Genomic DNA, 11,626 nt, shown 5'->3' with positions numbered 1-11,626 from the left:
GTGTTGCTCGATGGCAAGTCCACCGGCAATCCAAGATCGTCAGGACCCCCAAACGGCCCCCCTGAATTCCCCCCCTTGAGCCCCCAGCCGGGAGGAAGACCCTAGCGACCTTTCCGATCTCGGTGTTCGGTCATGGTGAGAGACACCGGCCGGACCCTCGCTGATGCCGGGACCGGCACGGCCTGCCGCTTCGTGCGGGTCGGTCGGCCCTCGGCGTAGGCTCACTGGCGCACCGTCGAGCGATGGCGAACCCGAGAGGAAGACACCGTCCGTGCATGACTACGACGACCCGACCTGGGGGCCGCTTCCCGTCCGCCCGGCGGCACTGCGCTGGCTGCTGCTTCTCCCCCTGACCCTGGTGTTCCTGCCGCTGTGGTGGGTGGTGTGGGTCGTCCTCGCGATCTGCTTCCACTGCGTAGCGCCGGTGGCCCAGCTGATCGTCGACATGGTGCCGCGTGCCGAGAACGGCGCGATACGAATGCTGGACGCCACATTGGGCCAGATACCGTTCGTCCCGCTCTGGTGCGTGACCCTGGTGGCGCTGGTGCGGGAGGGCGACACGGCGTACTACCAAGCGCGCGTGGACCGGCGCATCGAGAAGCAGACCCGACGCGTGGAGACCTCCCAGTACCGTCGCGAGTACCACCGCGACCTGGAACTCGGCGCACACTACTTCCGGGGCGCCGGCGCCGGTTACGCCCTGCGCGTCGCCTCGGAGCAGGGCTGGAACCTCCACCCGGTGCTGCGCTCGCACCCCCGGCGTCGGCTCCGGCTGCGTCACAACGGCCGGCCACGGCCGGACCTCAGGGCAGGATGACCTGCCCGCCTTCACCGATCGGCTCTTCGAGCTGGTGATATCGGTTCAGTATTTCCGCCGAGACGGTGACCGTCGACCGCCGACGTGGCCACGACATCGTCCAAGCGGCCGGCCTGGAGCATGTCGAGGCGGGCCGCGTCCCGCCGCGACCTCAGCTGCGCGCGCGGATCAGCATGACCAGCCCGGCAATGAACGACCCGAGCAGGACCGGCGACAGGACCGCGAGGCCGCCCCACACGACGAGGCCGAGATAGCCGAGCGCGGACGAACTGTGCGTCGGGTCGGCATCAGCGGCCGCGAACAACCCCAGGCCGAGGATGACACCGACCACCGTGATCGCGATCGGCGTCCACAGGAGCACGTGGGCCCACACACGGTACCTCCGACTGTAGACCCGCCGGGCCAGCCGCACGTTCGGCTGTGGGGGATAGCCGGTGAGTTCGCTCATGCCGCATTTGTACCAGCCCGCGTGGGCCCCCGGCCGTGGCGTGTAGAGGTTCGGCGTGTGGCGATCCAGGCAGCAAGGAGGAGGAGAAGGTGTTCACGCGGGAGGACATCCGCGACCTTCTCGACAGCCGCCACCCCGGCGAGGAGATCGCCGACATCCTGACGAAGCACATGCACACGGGGGCGGCGAGCACCCCGTGGTGCAGGATACCCTCCGACGGCGCACGATTCCCGGGCCAGCCCTTCGCCGAGATCCTGCTTACGCGGCCTCCGCGCCTTCCGCCGCCGCATCACGGGCGCGCCGCCTGCCCGTCAGTCCTTCCTGCTGTCCCAGGGGTCGCCGATCCAGCTGTCGAAGGAGGGGATCAGGGCCACGAGGGCGGCGGCGCTGCGCGCCGTCGCCCGGCCCTGCGCCTGCGGCGCACGCCGGGCATGCGGCCTGGGGGCCGGTCCCGACGTGCGGCAGGACTCCGGGCCGTCGCCGCACGCGCGCTGCGCCGTACCTACGCCCTTCGCCGGCCTTGGGTCGCGCCACCGCCCACATGCAGCCCGACGATCGCCCCATCATGGCTGAGGTCTGCTGCGGCCGGGGGCGATCGAAGAGCCAGGGTTCGTTCCTCACCCTGGCTCACCGGTAAACGCGGTTGAGCACCGCAGGCATCGCGACACGAGAAGAAGTGAGCGTCTTTATCGCCCGAGGCACAGAAGGCATTGGCTTCGGCCTGGCCCCACACCATGCAAGGAACCGTCTCCGCAGACGTCCAGGCCTGCCCCTACAAGGACGTCATCAAACGGATCTTCGACCGGCCGCCGTTCATCGTGCGCGGGGCAGGACTGAGCGCGGTCAACATGGTCGTCATGGTCAGCGGCTCGTTCGGCACTGAGGTGGCCGTGATCCTGCAGCGCGAGCCGGCCAGTGCCGATGCCGCGTTCACCCACACCTTCGTCTGGGCACCGGCGTTCACGGCGCTCGCGGTCGTGCCCGCGCTGCTGCTACCTGGCCGGGCCCGAGCTCACCTGGGCCTCTCGTAGACGGCTACCGTCAGCGTCCCCGGCCGCTGCCGATACTCAGGAATCTTCGCCACCAGCCGGACCTGGATGGTCACCGTCTTCTGGCTGCGCGGCTTCGGCCCGCCCAAGTCGGTGTACGCACCCCCCCGGTTGGTGGGCGCGGCGGGGCAGTCGAGGAGGCCCTTGATCAGGCGGCCGTTCACCCGAACCTCACTGGTGAGGCGGCCGGCGATGTCGCCTCCGCAGTACGCCATGAAGGCCAGCGGCCTGCCCGTGTTCGGCACGGTGATCGTTACTTCGCGGGTGGCCGGCCAGGTGTCGCTCTTCTTCGTGATCAGGTTGAACTCGGGTGGCCGCCCCCCGAAAGCCGCGGGTGGCTCGGCCGGTGGCGATGCGGCCTTCATCGTGGCGGGAGGCGTCCACTCGTAGACGCCGAACCGCCATCTCTCCAGGCGCTCGTGCGGAGCGACGTTCTCGAACCCCTTGGGTGCTTCGACGGTGAACGTCGCCCGGCGCGTCCCGGCCGGGAGCGGCATCACATCGACCGGCCTGTTGCTCTGGCATCCGGCCGACAGGGAGGGCACGGGCGACAGGGTGAACACCTTGGATACGCCCGTCACCTGTACGGTGACGTGCGGCATCATGAACATCGACTCCGTCGGGCAGTCCGCCAGGACGGCCAAAGGCTTGCCGCGCATCTCCACGTCGAACGTCACCGACTTCTTGCGGGGGGCATCGAGCGTCGCCGTGGCGACCCTGCGGTAGACCGTCCCGTCCGCCTCCTGGAACTGAGCCGGGATCTGGCCAGCGACGGACGCGGCAATCTGGCCGTCTTCGTCAGGCCCACGCAGGTTCAGCAGGCTCCCCGACGCCACGACCGCCACAGCCGCGAAGCCTGCGACGGCGACGGCGGTGACGGCGGTGAAACGGCGGCGCCGGACGCCACGCACCCGTGTCCGCAGCGACTCCCACGGGATCGGGCGCTCGACCGCGGGACGGCTGCGCTCCTCCAGAAGGTCATGGAGATCTCGCCGGTTGATGGGCATAAGGCTTACCCCCTTCTCACGAATGTGGACGCGAACGAGTCGTCGACCCGCAGCTTGGCCAGCGCCTTACTGGTCTGGCTCTTGACCGTCCCTACGCTGCACCCCAGCGTCTCGGCGGCCTGGGCCTCAGTCATGTCCTCGAAGAACCGCAGCACCACCACGGCTCGCTGCCGGGCGGGCAGCCGTCCGAGCGCCTGCCAGACGAGTTCGCGCTCGTCAGCCCGTCCCATGTCGTCGGCCGCCTGTGTCCGGTCAGGCGGCGATCCGGTCGTGACCTCCACCTGTCTCCAGCGCCGCCGCCACCACGACACGTGCACATTGACGATGATTTTGCGGACGTACGCCTCGCGTTCGTTCCCCAAACGAGGCCAGGCCAGCCACGCCTTCATCAGCGCCGTCTGCACCAAGTCCTCGGCCACCGCCCAGTCCCTGGTCAGCAGGTAGGCGGTGCGGAGCAACCGTTGCCACGCCGCCGCAACGAACGCGTCGTATTCCGATCGATCCGCCATTCACAGGCCTCCCTCAAACGACAGTCACCCGTTCTACGCCGCCGGGGCGCGAGAAGGTTGCCCGCGACGCGATCCAACGCCTCGGAGTTCCATCAGTTCCGCAGTGGACTTCTGGGCGCGCCTGCAGCGAATAGCCCCTTACGACCGCTCATATTCACGCCCGAGTCGCGAACCGCCGATCACCGCCGGGATAGTCCTGATAGGGAAGCAGCCGCCACCCCACGGCGTGCCCGTTGCGTGCCCGTCAGCAGAGGGAACAAGGGAGACACACGGGGAATCGACCCACTTCCCCGTGTGTCAGCGTTTCCCCAGCTCAGGCGCAAAGACTGCTAGAGGCTTCCCAAGCTGATAATTTAGATCGCTCTATTCCGCGCCAGCTTGCCTAGATCGTTCAGAGTTCAGCCAGTATTGAAATAATGAACTCGTAGATTTGAGCACGGCGGGATCGCATGGCGGCTCAGGCCAGATCTGCAGGAAGTAGTGCTCAGCTATGGCATCCAAGCTGTCCTCTTCATCCATTCCTCTGGCGTGGTATCGCAATCGATATGTTCCGGGACCGGCGGGCAGCGGAGGAAGAGTATGGGCCCTCCCCCCTCCCCACTCCTCCAGGGAAAGCCGGCCCGATGGGGACTCGTAGCTGATCTCGACGATGTCTTCGTAGCCATCGAGGTCAGCACCCGGATCCCGATCGGCGACAGCCACCGTGAACTTCACCGTTGCCCATTGAGGGCCTACAGTCAGGAGGGCACTACCTTTCTCCACTCGGATGATCCCCACAGGAGGGCTTGGCACGTTATCGAAATCGAACCCGCCCACGCTGCGCCCCTCGTCCATGAGATAGGCCTGGTGGTAATCCACCTCCACGTCCATCTGCTTGACGTGCACGACAGGAGTCTCATCTCTGGTCATGGGCGGGAAGCATAGGCTCCGCCACCGACAAGGTCGGCTATCAGAGGCAGCGCAATCAGGCTGCCGTCAAGTGATGACGACGAGCGAGTTTCCCGTGCCAGATCCGTGCCAGAACAGGCGGGGAACCGCGGTCACTCAGGGGGACTCACGGGCACTCGACCACCCCTGACCTGCACCCCCGTTTTCCCAGCTCAGGGCAGCAGGGTCAGTAGATGATTCCCAAGCTGACAGCGCGGGTTCGATTCCCGTCACCCGCTCCAAGACTGAAGGCCCAGCTCAGGACGTGAATCCGGAGCCGGGCCTTGATTGTTTCCAGGGCTGTTGATCTTGCTTGGGGGATAGCGGGCGATCTCGGTGCCCAGGTTTTGAAACGCTGTCCAGTGGGAGGCTCAGGCCCAGAGTGGTTCCACGGCTATTGGGTCGCCGAGACCCGCAAGCTGCTCACCGACCACCAGGTCACGGTCTCCGCCACCACCATCCGGTTTACCACCGCCGCACAGCCGCGTAGTTTCCTGGACAACGACGACGTCCCCGCCCAGCGGCCCCGAATCTCCGAAACGCTTTCGCACCCTGCTCTGACCGCGATGAGCCGCGAAGAACTCCGCCAGATGATCGAGCGACTCACCTCGCTCCAAGCCGCCCGCCTCGAACGCCTCCGCTATCAGCGACGCGGCGGTGAACGACTCCCCGGAGCCCGAGGCGGCATCTTCCAACAGAAGATCACCGATGCCGAGCGGATCCTCGCTGCCATCCTCTACCAGCGGAAAATCTGCACACGGCAAGTCCTCAGCGAACTGTTTGAAGTCAGCTCCCGCACGATCGGCAACGCTCTCATCGAGACCCGCCCACTCCTGGAACACGGCGGCTACAACCCCGCACCCGCGCTCCTCGCCTCTATCTCGCCGTGTTGATTCTTAACGGCTTCACTACGCGCGAAACTTGATCACGCGCGTTCCGAAGTCGGCCCAGCCGTGGGTGGCCACCATGCTGCGCACCGTCTTCGAGCAGCCCGACACCGATTCGGTCCACGCCCAGCACCGCCATGTCGTCGAGGTCTTGGAAGCCAAGTACCCGGCCGCCGCGGCGCATCTGGACGAGGCCCGAGACGACATCCTGGCGTTCACCGCCTTCCCCAAGGCCGTGTGGCGTCAGACGTGGAGCAACAACCCTCAAGAGAGTCTGGACAAGGAGATCCGCCGTCGGACCGATGTCGTAGGCATCTTCCCCAACCGGGAGGCGATCGTGCGGCCGGCCACGAGCACCGGTGGCCGGCGCCATACTGCTCCTCGCGGTAGCTGCCGCCCTGCTCGACGTCGGGCAGGAGTGTCGTCACCCATCTGTGATGAAGTGGTCCGCCGCATCACAGACGGGTGATGACGAAGAGTCTTTTAGCCTTGCTTTCATTCAGCCGCCTGGTTGGTTCTTCGAGCTGTTCCTGTATGCTCTGCCGCGACCGGATGAGCTTGTGGTCGGCTCAGATTCTTTGATATCCGACCGATATCGGCCATGAGCTGCTGCTGCATTTGGCATTTGATCTAACGGAATTAGCGACCCAAGGGCCGTAAACCGTGGTGTAGCTACCGCTACTATTCTGACAGAAGAGCACGACCTGTGTCTGAGTCACTCCGGTACCGCTGCACATCGCCCAGCCAGTGCCACCGCTAACACCAATCTGCGCGCTAGTGTCACAGGTCGCCGCCTGGGCGGGGGCAGTCGGTGACATTAGAGTTGTCGCGGCGGCGATCGCGGCCACCGCGGCCGCCGAAACGCCGAACTTCTTGATACGGCCCATTAGTTATCTCTTTCGGTGTCGATGTTTACTTCTTGATGGTAGTCACAGCTTTGGTGGATATCCATAGGGGATGATATGCAATTTGAATGAGCGTTTTACGGGCTAGCCACAGGGCCGCAGATTGAAGTCCGAAATAGGAAAACAGTCTGGTAGAGAGGGCTTGCGCTCACGGATCCGGTAGCAGATCTTCCCGGTGGCCAGGTCCAGGGCACCGAGCAGGTGCATGACCCAGTTTTCGAGCGTCGTTGACACACTCTGGCGCATGACCCCGTGCCCGTTGCGTGCCCATCAGGAGGGGATCAAGGGGGAACCACGGGGAATCACGGTCACTCGACCCGCTCCCCCGCAGGTCAGCGTCTTCCCAGCTCAGCGACCAGATGCGATAGAGACTTCCCAAGCTGACAGCGCGGGTTCGATTCCCGTCACCCGCTCCGCACTTAAATACGTCTTCAACGAACAGGGTCCGGTTCGAGGGCCTGCCAGTTCAGGCGTTCTCGGTGGAGACGTTCCATGGCTACCCAGCCGAGCGAGAACGGCAGGCCGCCCAGAGCGACGATTCCCAGAATGCCAAGTCCGGTGACGTCGAAGACAGCTCCTGGTCCGTCGAACAACTGAGCAACGGTCTGGAAAGCGAGGTGGAAACCTATGCCCGCCCAGATATCACCGGTGGCGACGCGAAAGCCACCAAGGACGAGGGCGAAGAGGAAGAAGACAAGGAACCTGTCAGGGGAGGTGGCGGCTCCGACGAGGAATCCGAACAGGGTGAACAACGCGGCCTGCCCGATGACCGCCTGCCAGGCCGGCAACACGGTGACAAGGTTGCGCTGCAGATAGCCGCGGAAGACGAGTTCCTCCGGCAGCGCCTCGTACAGGACGACGAGCACGACCAGGAGCGCTGTCACTCGGAGGGCGTCCGCAGCGGAGGTGCGCAGGCTGATCTCGACCCAGCCGAAGCCGAGACAGAGCGCGAACCCGATAGCGGCGGGGATGAGCCAGCAGACCATTCCAAGTAACAGGCGCCGCCAGCCGGCACGCAAGGAAGGCAGCCCGAGGCCGGTCCAGGGACGACGGTCGAGCAGGCGGCGGGCGGCCACAACCATGGGAACGATGAGAACCGTCGTGAGGACGGCCCTGGCGGCATGGGTAAGGCGGTCGTAGTCATAGCCGAGCGGGGTGCCATGGTAGACGAATAGCCAAAGCAGGACAGTGACAGCGAACACGATGAGGATTCGCCAGAGCAGGGCGGGGCGAGAGTCGAAGGTTGTCCGGGGACCAGACACGTCAGGCTCGCTCTCTATGAATGGCCTGCAGTAGATTTCAATTTTCGATTCTAAGACGGCACGACACGCTCTGCTCAGCGCCCCTACAAGGCATGATCGATGCACTTCCCCCTGGCTCACCGAGCGACGTGGCTGATCTCCGAGCTGGCCCTGGACCGGCGGATTTCAGGTGGACACTCAAGGGGCAGGAGGCGCTACGGCGCCGGAGGCGTTCGACAAGTTGCGAGCGGAGAGTGTGCCGCTTCCCCTCTCTACGATCGTCTCCCGGCCAGGCAGGCAGAACAAGACTGTTTCTTTGGTCTGTAGGCTGTCAGGCTGTAACCGTGAACGCTACAGATAGTGAGGTCTGGGATCCCTTCGGCACTTTGCACAGCGCCCTATGGATCGGAGGTGGCCAATGGGCCGGCAAATCCACCGTCGCCAGGCTGCTGGCCACCCGGTACGGGCTGACCGCGTACCACTACGACTATCACGACGCGCGTGCACACAATGACCGTCGGATCGCACGCCGAGCGCGACTTGGTGAGCCCACCGCAGACCCCGACCCGGACAGCGTCTGGGTGAACACCAGCCCTCAAGAGATGGCCGACGAGACCCTGGCCGGCTTCCCCACGCGGTTCGAGTGGGCTTTGGACGACCTACGCGGCTTGGTATCGGGGCGACCCATCATCGCCGAAGGTTGGGGACTGCGTCCCGAACTGGTCGCCCCCATCATCGACTCAACCCGCCGAATGATCGTGATGGTGCCGAGCGAGGAATTCCGTGAGCGTCAGTTCCGCGAACTGCCCCGTGCCGCCGCCGTCGATCACACGGTCAGCGACCCTGATCGAGCACAGCGCAACCGACTCGCCCGAGACCGCCTCGTCGCCGACGAGGCCGCCCGCACCGCTCGTCGCCTGGGCATACGGGTCCTTGAGGTTGATGGGCTAGATGATGCGGAGGCCGTGGCAGACATCGTGGTCGACCACTTCAGCTCCTATCTGCCGCTGTTGAACGTCTACAGGCCCTGACCGCGCGGCTGATTGTTGCACTCGTGCTGAGCTCCACGGACGCCACCGATGACCCGTCTCAGAGTTGCAGTTCGCATCCGCAGGTTCTACGTTCACGTCCCGAGTATTTCCTCTAGCGGCTCACCGTGCGACATACGTGCAATGATCATGGATCTCATGGTGGCTAGGCATAGTCCTGCCGCGGACGGAAGGCCAAGTCTCAGCCGGAACAGCCACGAGCTGCAAAACCGTCGGCACCCCGATCGAATACGAGATCCTCTACGCAAACAACCAGCTGGCATGACAGTCAACCAAGCCAGCTCCACGGAACTCGGGGAACATCAAAGCCTCCAGCAATCCCGGCACGGTTCAGTGTGGTGGCTGCCGTTCCTGCTCCTTCAGTCGCATACGTGGAGGCGGGCTTTACGCACTGCCCGCTTTCACCGAGACCATCACCGAAAGTGCAAAATCCTGGCTTCATCACAAGAGGATGCCGGATCGGGCAACTGATCCTTTCCTGATTCTTGGCCCGACATACTGGTTCGTTCCGATTCCGAAAGGGCCACGCCATGTATCCGCCCCCCCTCCCCTACCTGGGCTACCCACCACCGCCGACGCCCTTACGCCCAGTCCGGGGCGTCGCCGTCTTCGCCGTAGTGGCCCTGGTGTGCGACTCCCTCATCGGGATCGTCGCGGCCGTGATCGACCTCTGGTACGCCTCGCTCGTGGACCGCATGATCGTCGACCTCGACTCCGTGTCCGAGGCGGAGATCGACACGGCTGATTTCGTCTACGGCCTGTCCGGCATCCTTGAGGCGGTCGTCTACCTCGTGGCCGTCGTGGCGTTCCTGGTGTGGTTGTTCAGGGTCAGGGCGAACGCCGAGATCCTCTCACCTGGCGGCCACCGGCGCAGCCAGCCGTGGCTGATCTTCGGCTGGATGGTGCCGATCATCAACTTCTGGTTCCCGAAGCAGATCGTGGACGACATCTGGTACGCCTCCTCCCGCGTCCCCTCGCCTCCTCGGGGGCTGTTCAACGCTTGGTGGGCGGCCTGGCTGATCGGCACCTGGGTGACCAACGCGGCCGTCCGCCTGCTGTTCAACTCCGACGGGCTGGAGCCGCTGGCCGCCGCCGCGCGGTTCGACGTGGTGAGCATCGTGCTGATGCTCATCGCGGCCGTGCTGGCGATCGGCGTCATCCGCAAGATCACCGAGGCCCAGGAGGAACACCGCTCAGCGGCCGCCGCCGGTATGCCCTCCGGAGGTATGCCTCCCGGCGACATGGCTTCCGGCGCCCCCGGTGGTATGCCTCCCGGCGGCATGGCACCCGGCGGCATGGCACCCGGCGCTCCCGGCGGCGGCCACCCGGGGTACTGACGGTCGCGCCGCCGGGCGCCGATCGAGGACCGGGTCAGGCCGGACCCGGGTCGTCGGCGGGCCCGGCGGCAGCTCGGCGAGCAACGAGCCGAACACCTTGCCATACCGCCACAGGTCGTAGGTGACCAGGGCAGCCACGGTCATCTGACTGGCCCAGGCCACAGGTCAACCGCCCTACGAGCGACGATCAACGCACTTCCCAAGTGACAGCGCGGGTTCGATTCCCGTCACCCGTTCCACGCTTCAAGGCCCAGGTCAGGGACGGATTCCCGACCCGGGCCTTAGTCGTTTCCAGAAATTCAACGACCACCTATGCCCGTTTGAGCTTGCTCCGCTTTGACGGACACCGGGTGTGGTGTTCAGGCTGCTGCGGCTTCGAAGTCGGCGGGACTACGGTAGCCAAGGCTGCTGTGCAGCCGATGCAGGTTGTACCAGCTTTCGATGAACTCGAAGATCGCGGTGCGGGCGGCACGGAACCTGTCAATTTGATCAAGGCAGCTGAGCTGGTCTAATTCTGTGTCAGCTTTTCTTGTTCGTCCTTCTGGTCTAGACGAGTAAGTCCGATGTGTTCGGTCGCATGTGGTGCCTGACTGGACGGTGGGCGTGCTGGTTTCTCAGCGATGCCGGCGGCTGCGTGCCACGGCAGTGGCATGCTCCTCGCTATGCATGAAGATCCGCAGGACAAGACAACACCGGGTTTGTGGGGGCGTATCGCGTGCACCTGGGCGGTCGCTTTCGCTGTGCTTCATTTCTACTGGGCGCTGGGCGGCGGGTGGGGCCTGAGCGTCTCTGCGGGACCTCTGGCCGCGGAACGCCCTGGGTGGTTCGTGGTGGTTGGCCTGTGGGGTGTGGGAATGCTGTGCCTTGTCGGCGGCGTGCTGGGATGGCTTCTCGCCCGGCCGCGGCCTGGTGGCCTGGGTGGACGGGTGATCAAGGCGCTGGGCTGGTGCGCTTGCGCTGTGCTGCTCGTGCGCGGCATCGCCGTGGAGGTGCTGTTGCTGACTGATACAGCGGGCCAGGGGATAGACGTAAGCCCGCAACAGCGGCTATGGACGCTGGTGCTGTGGAATCCCTGGTTCCTGGTCGGCGGTCTTGCCTTCGGCGTGGCCGCACGAGGGTTCAAAGGAGCGAAGGGCCCAAGTAGCGGTGCCGCCTGACGATGCGCCGGGGAACCCGAAGAGGGTGTCCAAGATCGTTGTGTGATGAGTGACCTGGACGCCCTGCTGACCGCGCTGTACGTGAAGGTCGATGACGAGTTGGAGACCCGGCGATGGATGCTGACCGACGCCGAACTGGTCACTCTCGCGGTCGCGCAGGCGCTGCTCGGCTTCCACGATCTGCGGATCCGGCTTGCTTCTGAGGTTGAAGGGCTGAAGTTACCTCGTCGAGAGCGTGATGATCGCTTCATAGCGGTCATACCGGAAGCATGAGATACCCCGAAGGCGGCGGG

The 11,626-nt window shown here is 65.1% G+C and carries 12 protein-coding genes and 2 pseudogenes; 8 read left to right on the top strand and 6 right to left on the bottom strand.

The window, feature by feature from the left end:
* Nucleotides 1-271 precede the first annotated feature (271 nt).
* Nucleotides 272-817, top strand: coding sequence for a hypothetical protein (locus ABZ260_RS35510; RefSeq protein WP_355626399.1), 546 nt, complete (start codon nucleotides 272-274; stop codon nucleotides 815-817).
* A gap of 151 nt (nucleotides 818-968) precedes the next feature.
* On the opposite strand, the gene ABZ260_RS35505 is transcribed toward ABZ260_RS35510, so the two are convergent.
* Entirely contained in the window at nucleotides 969-1,265 is a 297-nt protein-coding gene (locus ABZ260_RS35505) for a hypothetical protein (protein ID WP_355626397.1), read from the bottom strand.
* A 734-nt stretch (nucleotides 1,266-1,999) separates the two neighbouring features.
* Here ABZ260_RS35505 and ABZ260_RS35500 point away from each other — a divergent pair.
* Entirely contained in the window at nucleotides 2,000-2,296 is a 297-nt protein-coding gene (locus ABZ260_RS35500; protein WP_355626395.1) for a hypothetical protein, read from the top strand.
* Here ABZ260_RS35500 and ABZ260_RS35495 read toward each other — a convergent pair.
* From ABZ260_RS35495 to ABZ260_RS35485, 3 genes are all read right to left on the bottom strand, one after another.
* A complete protein-coding gene (locus tag ABZ260_RS35495) occupies nucleotides 2,278-3,321 on the bottom strand; it encodes a hypothetical protein (protein ID WP_355626393.1) in 1,044 nt (347 codons plus the stop codon). The two genes, ABZ260_RS35500 and ABZ260_RS35495, sit on opposite strands and share 19 nt — an antisense overlap.
* Before the next feature lie 5 nt (nucleotides 3,322-3,326).
* On the bottom strand, nucleotides 3,327-3,830 hold the full coding sequence (locus ABZ260_RS35490) for a SigE family RNA polymerase sigma factor (RefSeq protein WP_355626391.1): 504 nt from the start codon (nucleotides 3,828-3,830) through the stop codon (nucleotides 3,327-3,329).
* A 363-nt stretch (nucleotides 3,831-4,193) separates the two neighbouring features.
* Nucleotides 4,194-4,739: a hypothetical protein gene (locus ABZ260_RS35485; protein WP_355626389.1), complete on the bottom strand. Its 546-nt coding sequence runs from the start codon at nucleotides 4,737-4,739 to the stop codon at nucleotides 4,194-4,196.
* Nucleotides 4,740-5,041: 302 nt separating this feature from the next.
* Between ABZ260_RS35485 and ABZ260_RS35480 the strand changes: the two genes are divergently transcribed.
* Nucleotides 5,042-5,650, top strand: a complete 609-nt coding sequence (locus tag ABZ260_RS35480; RefSeq protein ID WP_355626387.1) for a hypothetical protein — start codon at nucleotides 5,042-5,044, stop codon at nucleotides 5,648-5,650.
* Nucleotides 5,651-5,657: 7 nt separating this feature from the next.
* Nucleotides 5,658-5,987 (top strand): annotated as a pseudogene (locus ABZ260_RS35475) (transposase); the annotation flags it as partial.
* A 993-nt stretch (nucleotides 5,988-6,980) separates the two neighbouring features.
* Here ABZ260_RS35475 and ABZ260_RS35470 read toward each other — a convergent pair.
* Nucleotides 6,981-7,751 carry a type II CAAX endopeptidase family protein gene (locus ABZ260_RS35470; protein WP_355626385.1) on the bottom strand — a complete coding sequence of 257 codons (771 nt, stop codon included), beginning with the start codon at nucleotides 7,749-7,751 and terminating at the stop codon, nucleotides 6,981-6,983.
* A 383-nt stretch (nucleotides 7,752-8,134) separates the two neighbouring features.
* On the opposite strand from ABZ260_RS35470, the gene ABZ260_RS35465 reads away from it, so the two are divergent.
* Nucleotides 8,135-8,821 carry a hypothetical protein gene (locus ABZ260_RS35465; RefSeq protein WP_355626383.1) on the top strand — a complete coding sequence of 229 codons (687 nt, stop codon included), beginning with the start codon at nucleotides 8,135-8,137 and terminating at the stop codon, nucleotides 8,819-8,821.
* A 548-nt stretch (nucleotides 8,822-9,369) separates the two neighbouring features.
* The gene (locus ABZ260_RS35460; RefSeq protein ID WP_355626381.1) at nucleotides 9,370-10,176 is read left to right on the top strand and encodes a DUF4328 domain-containing protein; all 807 of its coding nucleotides are present in this window, start codon (nucleotides 9,370-9,372) and stop codon (nucleotides 10,174-10,176) included.
* Nucleotides 10,177-10,535: 359 nt separating this feature from the next.
* Here ABZ260_RS35460 and ABZ260_RS35455 read toward each other — a convergent pair.
* Nucleotides 10,536-10,643: pseudogene (locus ABZ260_RS35455) on the bottom strand (IS3 family transposase); the annotation flags it as partial.
* Nucleotides 10,644-10,838: 195 nt separating this feature from the next.
* Here ABZ260_RS35455 and ABZ260_RS35450 point away from each other — a divergent pair.
* Nucleotides 10,839-11,333: a DUF3995 domain-containing protein gene (locus ABZ260_RS35450; protein ID WP_355626379.1), complete on the top strand. Its 495-nt coding sequence runs from the start codon at nucleotides 10,839-10,841 to the stop codon at nucleotides 11,331-11,333.
* 45 nt (nucleotides 11,334-11,378) lie between these two features.
* The gene (locus tag ABZ260_RS35445) at nucleotides 11,379-11,606 is read left to right on the top strand and encodes a hypothetical protein (RefSeq protein ID WP_355626377.1); all 228 of its coding nucleotides are present in this window, start codon (nucleotides 11,379-11,381) and stop codon (nucleotides 11,604-11,606) included.
* The last annotated feature ends 20 nt before the right edge of the window (nucleotides 11,607-11,626 follow it).

It is taken from the genome of Streptosporangium sp. NPDC006013 (assembly GCF_040614275.1).
Taxonomy (GTDB): Bacteria; Actinomycetota; Actinomycetes; order Streptosporangiales; family Streptosporangiaceae; genus Streptosporangium.
This window is presented reverse-complemented; position numbering and strand designations above follow the sequence as displayed.